The following is a 15,532-nucleotide window of genomic DNA, read 5'->3' on the forward strand; positions in this document are numbered from 1 at the left end:
ACGCTCCTATGATTGCGGCCAGCCCATTCTCATCGTCATACTCAACGGTCAGGCTGATCCCGTTCGGCAGGAGCGCGCTCACCTTGGATGCATAACACGGCTTGCCTACCGCCACGCTCTTCGGCGCTAAATCGCCGCCAGAACCCGGCCGCATAGCGGGAGCAATCTGAACTGGAACGAAGGTCGCGACCGATGGCGAAGGACGCTGCTCCAGGGCCTTCTTTATCCACTTGCGTACGAGATTGGCATTCACACCGTGTTTCCGCGCAAGTCGAGAGACCGAAACGCCAGGTTCTAAACACGCTGCAACGAGCCGATCACGCGAAGCAGGGTCATATCGACGGCGGCCGCCGCGACCAACAAGCCGCACCTGAAGTTTAGGAGCATCTTCATCCATGATTTGGTGTCCACTTATTTTGGTGGACACCTCATGCCTGAGAGTACCGCGCTTCAGAAGGTGCGGAGAAATTCGCGCTTACGCGAGAATTGCATTCCCGAAGCCCCCGCGTCACCGCCGCTGGCGGCCGGCGACCGCCGAGTTCAGTAAAATGGAGGACAAAACCCGCACCTTCAGGTTGCCATTAACAGAATGCCTCCCATTCGATTGCGCAAGAGCACCATGAACCGCTGCGTTGGCGGCCAGCTCGTGAAGTACCAGGCCGAGAGAATGAACCGCGGGGGCCGGGATCATGATGTCCGGCCCATCGAGCTCAAAGGTGAGGTCGGAAACGGCGCACCGGAGCCAAGCATTCTCCGCTCCCAACACCTTCAGGCGCTTTACCTGGTCGCCCTTCAAGCCGCCGTATTCGGAACGCCACCGGTAATATGTAACTTCGGTCACGCCTATCGACCGGATCGCCTCCGCCATCGATTTTCCCTGCGCATTCAGCACATCAACCTGACGAAGCTTCGTGACGATTGAATAGGTGGAGTGGTTGCCGCTCTACCCACCCGGCACGTTCTATCAGAGGATGGTCGGGTGGGTAGAGCGGCAACCACGCCATCTATTCAATAAGTTAGATCCAAACTCGCACGTGCCGGCTGGCTTATGTGCTTCACCATTCAGGCTCAATAAACGCTTGATATGGGACATATGGGACGAGATTTGCCTAAACCTTGCGTGAGGCACGCGAAACGTCAGTGAATACAAGAACAAAGCGTAGCCCTTGCGCAAGATAATCAACCTTGATCTTTGTCTCGTGGTGGGCGGGTAGCGCATTTCGGATGAGTTTGGAGCCAAACCCTTCTTGTATTGGCGCAACCACAGGGGGACCTCCCCGCTCGTGCCAGGAGAACATGACCTCTTGCCTTGTCCGTGTCCAACCAATGTCGATATGCCCGGTCTGGTTTGAGAGTGCCCCGTACTTAATCGCATTGGTCATCAGCTCATGGATCACGAGCGAAAGACCCAAAGCCATCTCCGGCACAATCTGTACCGGCGGTCCGCTGCAATGGCATCTCTGTTCTGCAAGATCGCCGTAGGGCCGTAGCGCGTTGTTTATGAGCGTAGCGAGATCCGTGCTGTGGTCTGCGCCGGACAGAAACAGATCATAGGCACCGCTGAGGGCTCTTACGCGCTCGCTGAAGGTCTCGACTGTCTTTCGATCCTTTCGAAAGGTTTGGCGGGCAAGGGCGGAAATGATCGTCAGGGTATTCTTTACCCGGTGGCTGAGTTCGCGAGCCAGCAGAGCGCGCTTCTGATCGGTCTTCTCGAGTGCCTCATGTTGCTGATCAAGCTGATCGAGAAGCTTATCCAGTGAACGACCTACGACGTCCAGTTCGAACGTACCGGACATCCTGGTGCGCGCCCTGGATTCGCCGTTACGTCGTCGCTGCAGTGTGTCCATGATGCGGCCGATAGGCTGAAGAATGAAGTGGTTGCCAACCCAGTGCGCGGCAAATATCGCAACCAACGTGCTCAGCAACAGCGTTAGCGCCCCTACCCACGTCGCCCGGTTGATCTCCGCATAGGCCACCTGGGTAGACAACCCAGCGCTTACATATAGAGGCCTGGAAGAGGTAATCGGCTCATAGCCAAGGATACGCTCAGTTCCATCCTGGCTCACAATCTCGATGGTGCCCGGGGTATCAGCCGTCATTAAGGAGCGGTATGTATCAGGAATACCCGTCCCTACAAATCGCTCAGGAAACGGCACACGGGCCAATATTGTCCCGCCTTGATCTGCGATCGTAACTGCGCCTCCCTCCTGAACACCACGCTCTTGAATACGCTGCTGCAACCAGGAAATGCGGATGCCGGTCCCCAAAACCCCAACCACCTTGTCGTCGCGCCTGATCGGCATCGCGATCGGCAACACGGCCGCACCTGTCAGCTTGCTGATCGTATATTCGCCCACAACCACGTCATTTGCATGCAGGGCCTTTTGAACATAAGGCCGATCAGAAAAGTCGGTTCCGGGGGGATGCCCTTGGCTATCGCAAACGAGTTTCCCCTGGGTATCGATCAGGAGAATCGCACCCGTATGAGCAATCCGGCTTGCGACGCTGTTTAGTGTCTGAGTGCAGTTTTCGCCGCTGAGAGCATTGATGGATGGGATGGCAGACACTGCAACCAGAAGACTGCGTGCACCCTCCAGAATTCGCTCGATTTCAGAGGCAGCGAGACGTGCCGAAGCCGCTGCCTCGGTCTTGAGCTCCTCCGATCGCTGGTGACGGGAGGCGATCTCATTGTAGATCAGCAAGCCCAACGTCGGTATCAGCGCAGCAGCTGCTACCGCGAACAATCGCATCTTCATGAGTCACCTGCCCTGAGGCGATTTCTGAAAGTCTCTCCGTAGCTTGCTATCTTGCTATGGGCTGCTCCGCAACCGCACATGAACATTCGGACGTGCTTATATTACCTTCCCCGCAAATTCCACCGCTCTCCGGCAGGCCAAATATTATTATGCCCTCATGGGCATTGGGATTCTCTCGCTTTCTACAGCCCTGCCCCATCCTTGACTCCTTGCCAAAGCCAAGGTCGCGATTATTTGAATCCGTATTACCCGGCAACGACGCCGGCTCATGATGTGTTCTCGGGAAATAGATATGATGGAAGATAGGAAACGTCGCAGCAGAGGACCGTCTCCGCGTGGTAATTTCGATCAGTCAAAGATAATAGCGAATGAGGAAGAGCAAAAAAAGCGTGAGGCTGACAGACTGAAAACAGAGCGGCTTAAGGCGCTGCGCTTGGCGCAAATGCAATCCGAGCCAACGGAGCTCTAACCTCCTGACTCAGCGATCGTGATCAATGGTTAAGTTTGCGCATTCCCTCGACGGTCTCAAGCGCGAACAGAAGCTGATGTGGGTGATACGTCTTTGGTAGCCAGGGTATCACGCCCAGGGCTTCCGGTTGCTCATGGGAAACGATCACCATGGGAATACCCTTGATCTCCAGCATAACCCGGAGCGCATCTGTGGTCCCGTCGGTAACTTCGGTATCAATAAGCGCGATATCTGGCTGGAAATTGACGAGGGCTGTCAATGCCATGCCATTGGTCGGGAACGACCTGACTTCCGTCAGCCCGAACTCTTTGAGATCTGCTTCTATGTTTAGGGCAAATAGTAAATCCCGCTCCAGGACGACTGCTCGTTTGAATGGAAGCGGGTGTCTGCGTGTAGAGATGCTGATAGACAAGGGCGTTCTCCAGGCGGCGTGTGTGATCATGAGGAATTATTGTAACATGACCATTCCAGAAACTTACCTGGCAAACCCCTTGCTTGAAACCATATTTTATATTTTCGCCGTTTCCCCGGCTTCGTTTAATGACAGGAACTTGAGCGTGACATTCGCCAGGTTTTCGTCCAGCCATACCGCCATCGCTTGTTCTTCGCGGAGGTTCGCGTGTAGCCCGGTGGTCGCCTCGGCGTAGCCGCCCTGTTCTGCGATCGTCAGGAGTGAATTATAGGCTGCGATCTCGAAATTCTCGAAGGCGAAGTTGGCAAAGGAGTTCTTGAGAATCTCATCGCCCGCCATTGAATGGCCCATCGCCGCCATTGCGCCTGTGAAAGACAAGGCCATGTCCTTTAGCGAAGAGTGGCTTTCGGCTAGTCCACCCAGAATGTCCTCAAGGCGCTGGATCTGGCCCTCGATCTCGCGGATATGCTGCTCAAGCTTGGCTGCCACTTCTGGGTAATTCTCGATCCGCTCAAGCTGCGGCTTCATGATGGATAGCGCCTGATTTTCCATCGCGTGGGCATTGCGCAAGCCATATACAAAGATATCGCGGATTTTGTCGTCCGACATACGTGCGTCCTTTCCTGTTGGAGCACTTAAAACCCGCTGTATTAGAGGTTGTTCCGTCGAGCTCGACGGGATCGTTTCCAGGCGGAGCAATTCCGGAATGCAGCTTTGGCCGCAAGAATAACTAAGGGGCATCGCCCCTCGCGCGGGCAAGAGGGCGGTCTCCGAGGATCGCCGCACGCCTGTGCGCCCGCCGCCTGATACCCTGCCCTTGCTATCCCCGACCTCGCCGGTCAGGCAGGGTTGCAGGAGGGCTCCTGCAACCGCCATTGAACGATAGGGCATCGCAAACCAGAACAAACCGGCAATAACGCTCGGCGCCTGCTTTAAAATGTTCAGCTGTGCTATAGTTGCTAAGCTCCGCCGGCATCAAAGGTCCGGTGATGCAAGCGGCAGAAGGCACCGGTGTTAACCGCACCGGTGCCTTCTCGCGTTATATGACGAGGGAACGAGACCTGACGTACCAGGATCTTGAAAGCCTCTGCGAGCGCGCTATGTCCTAGGCTGTGAGGGGAGTGATAGGTCCTTCACCTTCTTGATACTGCCCGGCCTCCCCTGCCGGGCTTTTTTTTTTGTTTTTCCATCGGAACGGAAGCGCCAGCCGCGTAATTCTTGTAACAGAATTCAAGTGGAGAGGGATCATGATCACAACCAGGCATCCAGGTGGACGCCGAGACGGCGCAGGCCGGCGTCGTGGTCAGGCGCCAAAGGTTGTGCGCTTGCAGTGCCAGTGGCGGATCTGGCTAAGAGATTTGCCGATCGCGGCATTAGTGCCGGCGACGTCAACGCCTTCCCCGATGTACAGCCGCACTTGGCGCAGACCGTGCCATTGGTGAGCGCCACCGCACCTTAAGGTTCTCCCTCCCCGGCCGATGACTACATGGAGCGGCCGCTCGATTTCAACGAGCTCCTGATTTTTATCCCGCTGCGATGTTCGCGGTGCAGGTCACGGGCTCAGCATGATGGCCGCTCGCATCTTCCCCGTCGAGATCGCCATCGTAAACCGGGCGCTGACGCCGGCGCATGAGTCCATCGTGCTGGTGCTGGTCGATGGTGAGTTCACGATCAAGCGCTACGTCGTCCGAAACGGTCCGACCATCCTCCACCATGATCCGGTCCATAACCACCCGCACAATGTCAAAGCGTTCTGTCAGCGGTGCCATATCCTGCATGATTGGGAGGAGCACAGGCGCCGGCGCCGATTAACTTTATCATTGACCAGAGCGTTAGGGGATCATTTTACCGGGAGATATCGACCGTCTTAGCTGGTCCGTCAGACGATAGAAGTATCTCGAGTCTCAAAAGCTTGCCTGGCAGCACAACATGTGCCTGCAGCATCTCAGTACAAAGCTCCCAAAAATGTTACTGGTGAAAATGCTATATAAGGAACTGCTTAGTGTCGAAATGACGGTTTTATGACTATATGAGATTGAATGGATGTTTGTTTCGGAGTGACGCGCGTGTCAGTTGAGTCGGATCCTTATGACAAGGATATGCAACTGATCCACGATCCTATCAGCAAGACGATATTGGTTAGTTTTCGCGACAAACTCACTACCCTTGGCCCGTTCCCCACGAAACACGCTGCAGTCAAAGCTGCGGAGGAATCTTGTCGCCTCCTAGGCTGGAAGGGGTAGAGGCAACCTCTTCGAATCGCAAAGCGATCACGATATAGGTCGTTGCGCTTTTCCCAAATACCTATAACCTCCGTACATCGCTGCCAACGATCATGCAGGCGGTAGCGACTGAGGGTTACTACGTGCTTCCGCCTGCAAGCAGGAGAAGCAGATGCGTAAAGCCAGCTCTATTTCCCCGACGAAAGATAATGCGTTGACAACGGATCCTGCCTCTGACGAGCGGGAGGCTTTGCACTCGGATGTTTCCTGGTCCTCGGTAGAACTGGATCAAACGTGCGTCCATTGCGGCCGGCTGTTCCCAACCAACACCTCAGTTGCGGCAGAATTCTTCCTGTGTAACGAATGCTCGGAAATCTCGGCGTAGCCACTCATCGCGTCGCCTGCTTATACACCGATGCGCCGGGACTACCGACGCGCCGTTGCTTGTCTCGTTACCGCACTTCAACGCGAGGTTGATAGGCTGTTCTGGATGAAGTCGCGAAGCAGTTGAGGCATCGCTCTTGTTGGCTGCGACGGCGGACTGTCGGACCTCAGGTCCATATAGAGGTCGATGGATGCCTCAATAGCCGTGTGTACGGAAGAGGCGTTATTTTCAGTGACGGTCGCCGCAAGCCGCACGTCCTGGTCCAATCCAAGTGCTTCGAGACGTCTTACCCCCCGCTGGCTTTTGCCAAGCGCGGCGATAAATGAGCGGCCCCAGAACCTGTTCGCGGAAGAAGGCAAGCATACCGATTGCCTCGTACAGTTCCCCGCGTGCAAGTTTGGTCGCCGCATAGTGCAGCCAAATCCAAGGCCCGCGTTTCGAACCACTCTGGGGGATGATTGGGCCAGGCAACCTCTCCGGCTTAAACAAGGGCTTCCGTCTCCGCCGGATTCCTGGCAAACAAAATAGCCCGCCGCTCGATTTGATGATAGAAATCGGATTTCAAGACAAATTTCAGGTCGATGTGCAGAAGCGGGGGCCCGTAGAGGCAGATGAGAAGACGCGGCTCCCCCACATGCTCGCCGGTGAATGCATTAACAAGATCTGGAAGGGCGTTGGCAAAGGCCAAACGCGTTGCCATGACGTCCGGGTAGCTGTCTTCGTTGACGACAATGACGAAGTCCAGGTCGGAATGCTCGTCGAGCCCGCCATGAATATAGGACCCTCCAATCAGAAGGGCGCTTAACCGATCATCCGACGCGACTGCATTGCGGACGTGTTCGAGGTAGTTCGCATGAGCTTGAGGAACGTTGCTGGGCATCTGATTCTCCTTGCCAGCACCTCAGGATAGAGCATGCGGCGCTCCAATCGCAACCGTTTCCAGATCGAATCGTGGGCAACGGCGTACGCTCAATGAAGGCGACGGCGACAGGCGTGCTGGCGAATGGTAGCTGTCAATGCTTCGATCGTGCTTTGGGGCCTGATCGAGAGGAACCAACTGAAATGTCGAAGGTTGTGGGTGGGGAGGTGCCCATGCCCAAATATTTTTTCCATACCCGCGACCATGACACATTGTACGAGGATTTGGAGGGCGTTCAGCTCACGGACGATCAGGTGGCCATACAAGAAGCGATTGCCGCCGCCCGTGAAATCTGCGCCGAGAAGCTGAAATATGGCCATGAGATCGATGGTCAGGTCTTCGAGATCACAACAGAAGACGGTGTTGTAATTGGTACTGTTCCATTCCGTTCGGTCCTCAAAATCTGACGGCGGTCGCACCCTTGATGGCGGACGCGCCCACTCTAACTACTGCTGCGAACCGAAATCTTGGGCAGCGGCCGTGATGATGTGTGCGTACGCCTGCCGGATCGGAGGGAGCTTTGCCGCATCCCGCAGCCATATCAAAGAAAGCCGAAGATCTACGTCCTGCGCTGGCGGTATGGGCTCGACACTACTGCACGGATGAAAAAAGTCAGTCGATGCTGGTCGATATGACCATTCATCGGCTTTCCTCGTTGCATGACACAACCGAGGCAATAGCAGAGCAGCGCCTCCATCATATCGCGCGGATGGCAATTTTCGGAGATCTTACCTCGCCATGGCATGAAGAAGTGGCTTAAGAGAGGGTGGCAAGACCCCATTACGTTCGTGGCGTGGAGTCTTGCCGATGCTTAGGGGTTCCGCCCACAAGCATAACCGTTATACCCGGGTGACGTTAAGCAGAGGTTGCAAATATCAAGATATCAGCAACTTTTATGAGAACTTGGCGGGTTAGGTGTTGTCATCGTACTGTATGACGACTTGTGTTCTTATCAGCGATCAACAACTGCGCGAAAAGCAACCTCAACCAGTTGCTGAGGAAACGCCAGCCGGTTCACGCCAATGATATTGCTCGCAACCTGCGGCACGTCGCTGCCATAGACTGCTTTACGAATGGCCGCAGCCGGACCGAATGCAGCATCAACGTCCAGGACGTACAGGGTCTCCTCGACAACATCATCGAAGGAGGCGCCAAACCGCTCCAGCAATATCCGCGCGTTCTCGTAGGTCTGCCGAATCTGCTGGTCCATATTCTCGAACGATTCCGGTTTCCCTGCTGCATCAACCTTGGCAGGTGCAACAAGATTGCCACTTGCATCGTGGCTGAGCTGCCCAGAAATGTAGATCGTATCCTTGACCCTCACCGCCTGTGCGTAACCAAACGCCTTTTCCCATGGAACGCCATGGTTTGCAGTCTCGATCTTGGTCTGGTTTTGGTGCATTGTCATCGTCAGCTCCTTTGCCACTTGGTTCGGGAGTGATGATGGCCGACGCGGTTCTACCCGTGAATTGCAATAATATTCATGACTGAATTGCGCTTTTCGCAAGACACCATATTGCAGGTCCTCTGCGCATTTTGCGTAAAAATAGCTTCATCTGCCGCGTCGAGATCTCGGCGAACCTCAAGATAAACAGGGTTATTGAAGCCAATAGGTACAGAAGGCCCTTGGCCCTTCCGCCCTTTTCATCAGCTTTCGTAGATGTATGTTGGATTTTGTCGGCAGGAGCGGCTCCGCTTGTGCCACCCACGTTAGGATCCTCTGGAAGGAATCCACGTCCCATCCTCGCGGAAAGTCATCTCCTTCAGTAATATTTTAGATAATTCCGGTAGGATGTTGCTACTGTCTATACTGGGAACTCGGCATGCACGGCGTCATCAATTCTATTTATCAAGCTGCGGTACTGCCGCAGCTCTGGCCCGACGTTATCGAAACCATGGCCCAACGATTTGATTGTGATGGTGGCTCGCTGTTTTGCGTGGATAGTAGCAGTTTTACACGGGCATCCTCCCGCAATTGCGAGGCGCATCTCGACGCCTTGCTTCATGAGGGCTGGTCCGAATACAACATCCGCGCCCAGCGCTTGGTTTCCAGGGATGCCATTGGCTTCCTCACAGACGCGGATCTCTGCACCGCCGAAGAGATCCAAACTCACCCCATCTACGCAGATTTCCTGAGGCCGCGCGGACTGGGCTGGGTTACTGGCGCGCTCATTCCCGGTGCCACAGGCAGGATGTCGATTTTCTCCCTCGACAGGACTTACAAAAAAGGTCCTGTGACGCGCGATATCGTCTCAATGCTTGATGAGCTTCAGCCACATATCGCGCGCTCGATCCTTATCGCAGACCAGATTGGCATCGAGCGCGTTAATGGCTATCTGAGCGGACTCGACATACTGCACGTACCGGCTGTTGCGGTGACGGGCAATGGCAAAATGCGCGCGGCGAACGCAGCGTTCAATACGCTCAAGAATATCGTCGTCGAGGGTGCCTTTGGAAAACTGATTCTGAAGGATGCGAGTGCCCAGAAGCAGCTCAAAGAGGCGCTTGGCGGGCTTGCCGTCCATGGCGTCCCTCACTCGCTAGCCCTGTTGAGTATCGAGAACCTATCGGTTGTAGCGCACATCGTTCCTCTCGCGCTTAAGGGTCGGGACCTTTTCACCAGCGTCGATGCGATTGTTGCGTTCGTACCGCTCAATGTGCCGGGACTGCCGTTCCGGCGCCTCGCTCGCAGCCTCTACGATTTTACGGAAGCCGAAGCCCGCACAGCCGAACTATTGCTGGAGGGGTATGCGGTCGAAGCTATCGCGCAGCGACTGAGCGTGCGTGTCGAAACCACCCGGACACATCTGAAGCGTCTGATGGCTAAATGCGGGTGCACGCGCCAGACGGAAGTGGTTGCCCGCTTCTCCGCCTTTGCGAAGGGCAATGCACGAATTTTAGTTCGGACCGACTGAACTGCGACGCCGCGCGATAAACGCCATGGCGCAGCCGAGCCCGACGAATAGGATTGGCAGCGGCCAAAGGAGGCCAATGACGATCGCAAGCCTCCATCCTTTCTACCTTCGATCTCCCGCCAGGCGACTCTCGAGCAGCGTTTCGACGCAACAGATCATCGCAACAACGGCATAGAAACCGAGCTGGAAGGAAAAGATAAGAAGGGTGGGATCGAAGTTTTCGAGCATTGGCACGATTTCAGATGCAAGCAGAGCAATGGCGGCTCCCGCCACCTAATGTTTTGAAGGTAGCGGACCACGATCAACGATGCGTCCCCCAAATACGGTAGCCCGTACCATTATTGAACAATCTAGCTGAGGCCTCCTGCTGCCGCCAATGGCGCCGCCACCAGCAAGATGAGGATGATAGGCAGTGAAGCGGCAAGCGAAAATGCGCGCTTCCTGAACTCTGGCTCTTCGATTAATGTCATTTCCGCATACGATACGGCGATTAATGTGCGCCCCGGCCAGTGGCTGGGGCCTAGCTGTTAGAGAACGCCGCCGTTGTTATAGATCTTCTGCCCGTGAACTCACCAGCCTCCTTGGCTGCAAAGAACCGCAATTGTCTCTGCGATGTCGGTGGGCTCACCGAAACGGCCATGCGGGGTACCCTTCGAAAGCCGGCCACCTGCTAATCTGTTTTGCCATCAAAGAAAAGCGAGGTCGCCACCAGATCCGGTGCGATGAGGTTGCCGGAAATCTTGCGTCAAGCGAGCTCTTTAGCGAGGATGTGCGCGTATATCTCCATCGACCCTTTGGTGGCGCATAAGGCCCATGGGTCGGTATGCGCAGTCGGACGATACTGGACGACGTGCCGATGATCCTTCCGCCAACCTTGACCCTTTCACAGCTTCTCGAAGCGTGTAGAAGCTTCCTTCGACTTAGCGACGGAGATGCGTCGGGGTAGCCCAGCTCCGCACCCGTTAATCGACGTTAAACTGCTGGATTGGCCTGACGTTCACGATCCACAGATCGTATCCAAGAGCTAGAGTTACAAGTTTTGTCGCCATAGAACTTAGTCGATGTTTAAGTCGCAACAGCCTTAAACTTCTTTGGAAGCAGTTCTTTCAAAGATTGACAATGTCTTGAAGGCCCAACCATAGTCGCGCCGTTAAACGGTTTTCTGTGGTGTTGGGGATGAGCGTGCGTGCTGTCGCCTTGGCGACGCTGGGGAGCGTGATGTCGTTCGCGGGAACCGCCTGGGCGGAGGTCCTGCCACGTCCGTCCACTGCCGAAGGCTCGGTCATTTCCCGCAAATCCGGCGAAGAGGCACGCTTCGTCGAACTCGAAAACTGGCGCGGGGTCGAAATCGATCAGGCGCTTCTGGCGGGCGATACCTTGCGCACCAACGCGGAAGGCCGTCTCGCCATTCTCTTCGCTGACGATACACAGGTGCGCATGGGGCGAAACACCACCCTTGTCGTGCGCTCCATCGACGCCAGCGCCGATAGCCGGCTCGAACTGCAGGGCGGCACGATATGGGCGCGTGCGAAGCGCGGCGGCAGCAGCATCGCGGTTGACACACCGGCCGCTGCTGCCGCCATCCGCGGCACGGACTGGACGCTGACCGTCGACGGCGACCAGACGACGCTTTCGGTGTTCGAAGGATCGGTTTCGCTCTCCAACCCGCAAGGCTCGGTTGCGGTTGCGAAAGGGGAAGGCGCGACGGTTGCGATCGGTCAGGCACCGCGGAAATATACGCTGGTCAATTTGGAAGAACGCGAACAGATCCTGCTTTATAGCGAGCTGCGCGGCATTTTTTCCAGCCTGTCGGTCAGCACCCTGAAACCGGCGGTATTGCGAGCGGAGCGCAGCCGTATCCTGTCGCTTGAGGACGCTGCCCGCAGCACCGAAGATCGACTGTTACTTGCGGAAGCAGCACTGGAATATGACGGCTTTGCCGCTGCCAAGACGGCGATCGGCTCATTGCCCCGCCCGCTGCCCGGCCCGCTCGAAGCGCGCGCAAAACTCGTCGAAGCCATGATTGCCGGAAACGACCTGCATTATGACGACGCTGCACGTCTTTTTCGGGCGGCAATGCCGGGTCTCGAACGTGAGCGACGTGCGTCTGCGGCCTACGGCCTCTGGTTCGCCCAAACGCTTTCTGATCCCGATCGCCAGACACGTCCGCCGGATATGGGTAGCTATGACGACACCCCGGCCGGTGTCCTGGCCCAGGCCTCCATCATTGCCAACGACCGCGGAACGGCGGCGGCGATCGATTTTCTGAAGGCAGCGGAGGGCCGCTTTCCCGATGATGCACGCCTGCCAGCAGCGCGTGCCGAGCTTGCCTTCGAGCTCGACCGTCGTGACGAGGTTCGCGAAGCTCTGGCGCGCGCCCTGGCGCTCGATCCGGACAGCCCGACAGCCCTGTTGACCAGCGCCCGCTTCCGTACCGCCGTCAACAGTGATCTCGACGGCGCGCTTGTGGAGCTGGAGCGGGCCGTGAAAGTGGCTCCGGGTGCCGATGCCGTCTGGAATGAGATCGGTATCGTCCAGAGCGATCGAAACGCGATCGTCGAAGCTGACGATGCGCATCGGCGCGCAATCGAACTCAATCCGCAGAACGCCGCACTCTATGCCAACTACGCTCGCTTCCTGATGGACAACGAGCAACTGAAGGCAGCGAAATCCGCGCTCGACATCGCCGAAAAACTCGATGCCAAATCCTATGCGGTGCTGGCAGCCAAGGGGCGATACCTGTTGCGCATGGGCAAGACCGATGAAGGCGAACGCGCTCTGCTGGAAGCGTCCGCCGTCAACCCGACTTATGGCGACAGCCTGATCGGACTGGCAATCGCCGCCTATCAGAACGGCAATGAGGACGAGGCGATCCAGGCACTCGACAATGCCGACCGCTACGAAGACGACAATCCCTCCATTCCGCTGATCCGCTCCGGCATTGCACTTGACCAGTTCCGGGCCGACGAGGCAATCGAACAGGCTCGGGAGGCGCTGCGGCGCAGACAGGCGCGTGGCGGGTACTACGGTGGCTATGACGCCAACCGTCAGGCGAGCTCCTTCCTTGGCGTCACACTCGATAATCTCGGCCTCAGCGAATGGGGCGATTATTATGCCGACCGAGGTTATGATCCGTTCAAGGGCTCGTCCTATCTCGATGAGGCAGACGGCGGACGCGATACGCCTTTCAGCGGCGCATCACCGCTTCTGACGCCACAGGAACGCCGGCAGCCCGGTAGCTCGACATTCTCCTCTCAGATGCAGGCGCTGCTGCTCGACCCCATGGCGGTTTCCAGCGAAGCCAAGCGTAGTTCGCTTGAAGGCCGTGCTTTTTTTGAAGCCTCGCTCACGGGCGGGGTGATGTGGGAGAAGGATGGCGATATCGGCTGGAATGACCAGATGCTTTTGCAGGGTACAAGTTACGCTGCCTTGCCAGTGAGCTATTACCTTCAAGCTGACATGGTGCGCCCCGACAGCCCGCGCGAGAACGACCGCGACGACATTACGGCCGTCAATGCACAGATCGGCCTGCGTCCGACCCTCGAAGACAATATCTTCGTGTTCGCCAATGCGGGGCGTACCGAGCAGGGATATCCCGGGCCGGACTGGAACCCAACACCTTACGACATCAGCGATACTCGCTTCGCCAATCTAGGCGTCGGCTGGGCCCACGCGATTTCCGACCGCAACGTGATCCAGGCTTTCGTCGCGGGAAATGATATCCGGGAGCACACGGAGATCGATTTTATCGACTACGATCCCATTCTGGACGATGATGCCTTGTTTCAACTTAAAGAAAACACACGCCAACGCACGTTGACGGCCGGCATGTCGCACCTTCTGGGCATTGGCCCCGTTACGTTGCGCTACGGGCTGGAAGGGAGTGTCTGGAGCGGCAACTACGACTACTCGGTCTACACATTCTGGAATGGTGACGAATATACATCGCCAGATTTTGAATCGTCAGGTCGCTCTGCGCGCATTTACGGCGACGCACTCTGGGAGATCGATCAATCGCTTCAGTTTCAAGGCGGCCTCTTCTACAACTGGGTAGAGGACGGCGGAGATTATGATCGCATCGACCCACGCTTCGGGATTGCCTGGGCGCCTGCGGAGAACCATTGGCTGCGCGCCTATTACCGCGAGGATACAAGTCTCGATTCGCCTTATACCCTTTCGCCGATTTCAACGGTCGGGCTTGCGCCGCTTGACTTGCCGCTGATCACAACCGGGCATTCGAAAACATGGGCACTCCGTTGGGACGCGGAATGGTCCGAACGTTTCTTTACGGCAGCCGAGTATCAGAACCAGAGATTGGACGGTCTTTCGCTGCGAGTACCCGATGTACTCTATACCCGTTTTGGCGCAAGCGAGGGGAATATCGATCGCATCAACTTGAGCGCCAATTACTGGATCGGCGGCGGTTTTGGTGCCTATGGTTCTTTCACACTGATGGACAGCAAAAACACCTCGCCCGACGCACCCGAAGATATCCGACTGCCCATGGTACCTGAACAAATGGCGCAGGTCGGCCTCACCTACGTTGATCCGAATCGCTGGACTGCGACAATCGGGCAGACCTTTATCGGGAAGAGAGCCGGCACGGATAACGGCTTGGAACTAGATCCGTTTTCCCTGACCAATATCGGCCTGTCCTGGAAATCCCCGGACGGTCATCTGGAAACGAGCCTTCAACTGCTCAATGTTTTCGACACGGACTTTCAGGTTGCCTACGGCGTCGCGGCCCCCGGACGAACCCTGCTCGGCAGTATTCGGGCACGCTTTTGAATTGCTCTATGATACGGAACCGGCAAAGGCGCCTGCATAGAGAATGGATTGGTGCCTGGGTTACGCTGCCGGCGAGATCAACATCGAAAATACGAGTTTCGTAACAGCAGCCGAGTCACGGCGGGTTGGCGTGGATCAGATCGTCCGTCGATTTCAGCGCGATACGGCGGTGAAAGCAGCGTCAGATTCCGTGATGTTGTGACGACGCCGCCACTGACCTGAGCCCCTGAACTTCCTCCAGAATTTGGTAGAGTCTGTCACATCAAGGAGACGGACGGATTGAGCGTTCACGGTTCACGGAAGAACAGATCATCGGGAAATTGAAGGAGCAGGAGGCGGGCGCGAAGACGGTTGATGTCTGCCGCAAGCACGGCATCTCGGATGCAACCTTCTACAAATACAAGGCGAAGTATGGCGGCATGGACGTGTCGGATGCCCGCAAGCTGAAGGCGCTTGAGGACGAGAATGCCAAGCTGAAGAAGCTGCTCGCCGAAGCCATGCTGGACAATGCGATCCTGAAGGATGTCGCCGCAAAAAAATGGTGACGCCCGATGTGAAGCGGAATGCGGTGGCTCACGTCTGTGCACAGCATGGAGTGAGCCAGCGTCGGGCGTGCGAGGTTCTATCGGTGGATCGGTCGAGCATGCGATATCGCAGCGTGCGGCC

The 15,532-nt window shown here is 56.5% G+C and carries 11 protein-coding genes and 2 pseudogenes; 6 read left to right on the forward strand and 7 right to left on the reverse strand.

Translation table 11 applies throughout. The features are described from left to right. The 5 genes and pseudogenes from tnpA to BLX89_RS23095 form a co-directional block, all read right to left on the reverse strand. On the reverse strand, positions 1-397 hold a 397-nt coding region (gene tnpA, locus BLX89_RS24040; RefSeq protein WP_083637901.1), incomplete at its 3' end, for an IS66-like element accessory protein TnpA. Positions 398-709: 312 nt separating this feature from the next. After that, positions 710-919: pseudogene (locus BLX89_RS23080) on the reverse strand (transposase); the annotation flags it as partial. Positions 920-1,109: 190 nt separating this feature from the next. Further along, positions 1,110-2,756, reverse strand: a complete 1,647-nt coding sequence (locus tag BLX89_RS23085) for a sensor histidine kinase (RefSeq protein WP_075293300.1) — start codon at positions 2,754-2,756, stop codon at positions 1,110-1,112. 491 nt (positions 2,757-3,247) lie between these two features. Next, a complete protein-coding gene (locus BLX89_RS23090; protein WP_075293301.1) occupies positions 3,248-3,637 on the reverse strand; it encodes an ANTAR domain-containing protein in 390 nt (129 codons plus the stop codon). Positions 3,638-3,733: 96 nt separating this feature from the next. Beyond that, complete coding sequence (locus BLX89_RS23095; protein WP_075293302.1) at positions 3,734-4,246, reverse strand: ferritin-like domain-containing protein; 513 nt, start codon at positions 4,244-4,246, stop codon at positions 3,734-3,736. Between the two features lie 959 nt (positions 4,247-5,205). Here BLX89_RS23095 and BLX89_RS25540 point away from each other — a divergent pair. After that, positions 5,206-5,508: a LexA family protein gene (locus BLX89_RS25540; protein ID WP_425348636.1), complete on the forward strand. Its 303-nt coding sequence runs from the start codon at positions 5,206-5,208 to the stop codon at positions 5,506-5,508. Positions 5,509-6,725: 1,217 nt separating this feature from the next. Here the strand turns inward: BLX89_RS25540 and BLX89_RS24850 are convergent. Then, complete coding sequence (locus BLX89_RS24850; protein ID WP_198935192.1) at positions 6,726-7,124, reverse strand: nucleotidyltransferase domain-containing protein; 399 nt, start codon at positions 7,122-7,124, stop codon at positions 6,726-6,728. Between the two features lie 212 nt (positions 7,125-7,336). On the opposite strand from BLX89_RS24850, the gene BLX89_RS23115 reads away from it, so the two are divergent. Both BLX89_RS23115 and BLX89_RS24485 read left to right on the forward strand, forming a co-directional pair. Then, a complete protein-coding gene (locus BLX89_RS23115; RefSeq protein ID WP_075293309.1) occupies positions 7,337-7,570 on the forward strand; it encodes a DUF6894 family protein in 234 nt (77 codons plus the stop codon). Positions 7,571-7,683: 113 nt separating this feature from the next. Then, the gene (locus tag BLX89_RS24485; RefSeq protein ID WP_143523742.1) at positions 7,684-7,923 is read left to right on the forward strand and encodes a hypothetical protein; all 240 of its coding nucleotides are present in this window, start codon (positions 7,684-7,686) and stop codon (positions 7,921-7,923) included. A 192-nt stretch (positions 7,924-8,115) separates the two neighbouring features. Here the strand turns inward: BLX89_RS24485 and BLX89_RS23120 are convergent, their stop codons facing one another. After that, on the reverse strand, positions 8,116-8,571 hold the full coding sequence (locus BLX89_RS23120; RefSeq protein WP_075293305.1) for a Rid family hydrolase: 456 nt from the start codon (positions 8,569-8,571) through the stop codon (positions 8,116-8,118). Positions 8,572-8,986: 415 nt separating this feature from the next. On the opposite strand from BLX89_RS23120, the gene BLX89_RS23125 reads away from it, so the two are divergent. From BLX89_RS23125 to BLX89_RS25245, 3 genes and pseudogenes are all read left to right on the forward strand, one after another. Beyond that, positions 8,987-10,078, forward strand: coding sequence for a helix-turn-helix transcriptional regulator (locus tag BLX89_RS23125; protein WP_075293306.1), 1,092 nt, complete (start codon positions 8,987-8,989; stop codon positions 10,076-10,078). A gap of 1,176 nt (positions 10,079-11,254) precedes the next feature. After that, on the forward strand, positions 11,255-14,866 hold the full coding sequence (locus tag BLX89_RS23130) for a TonB-dependent receptor domain-containing protein (RefSeq protein ID WP_075293307.1): 3,612 nt from the start codon (positions 11,255-11,257) through the stop codon (positions 14,864-14,866). Between the two features lie 278 nt (positions 14,867-15,144). Beyond that, positions 15,145-15,532 (forward strand): annotated as a pseudogene (locus BLX89_RS25245) (transposase); the annotation flags it as partial.

It is taken from the genome of Pararhizobium arenae (assembly GCF_001931685.1).
GTDB lineage: Bacteria > Pseudomonadota > Alphaproteobacteria > Rhizobiales > Rhizobiaceae > Pararhizobium > Pararhizobium arenae.

What these genes read in the sequence shown, in the direction of transcription:
- BLX89_RS23085 (WP_075293300.1), bottom strand. Translation starts at nt 2,756, where the DNA reads ATGAAGATGCGATTGTTCGCGGTAGCAGCTGCTGCGCTGATACCGACG.
- BLX89_RS23095 (WP_075293302.1), bottom strand. Translation starts at nt 4,246, where the DNA reads ATGTCGGACGACAAAATCCGCGATATCTTTGTATATGGCTTGCGCAAT.
- BLX89_RS25540 (WP_425348636.1), top strand. Translation starts at nt 5,206, where the DNA reads ATGGCCGCTCGCATCTTCCCCGTCGAGATCGCCATCGTAAACCGGGCG.
- BLX89_RS24850 (WP_198935192.1), bottom strand. Translation starts at nt 7,124, where the DNA reads ATGCCCAGCAACGTTCCTCAAGCTCATGCGAACTACCTCGAACACGTC.
- BLX89_RS23115 (WP_075293309.1), top strand. Translation starts at nt 7,337, where the DNA reads ATGCCCAAATATTTTTTCCATACCCGCGACCATGACACATTGTACGAG.
- BLX89_RS23120 (WP_075293305.1), bottom strand. Translation starts at nt 8,571, where the DNA reads ATGACAATGCACCAAAACCAGACCAAGATCGAGACTGCAAACCATGGC.
- BLX89_RS23125 (WP_075293306.1), top strand. Translation starts at nt 8,987, where the DNA reads ATGCACGGCGTCATCAATTCTATTTATCAAGCTGCGGTACTGCCGCAG.
- BLX89_RS23130 (WP_075293307.1), top strand. Translation starts at nt 11,255, where the DNA reads ATGAGCGTGCGTGCTGTCGCCTTGGCGACGCTGGGGAGCGTGATGTCG.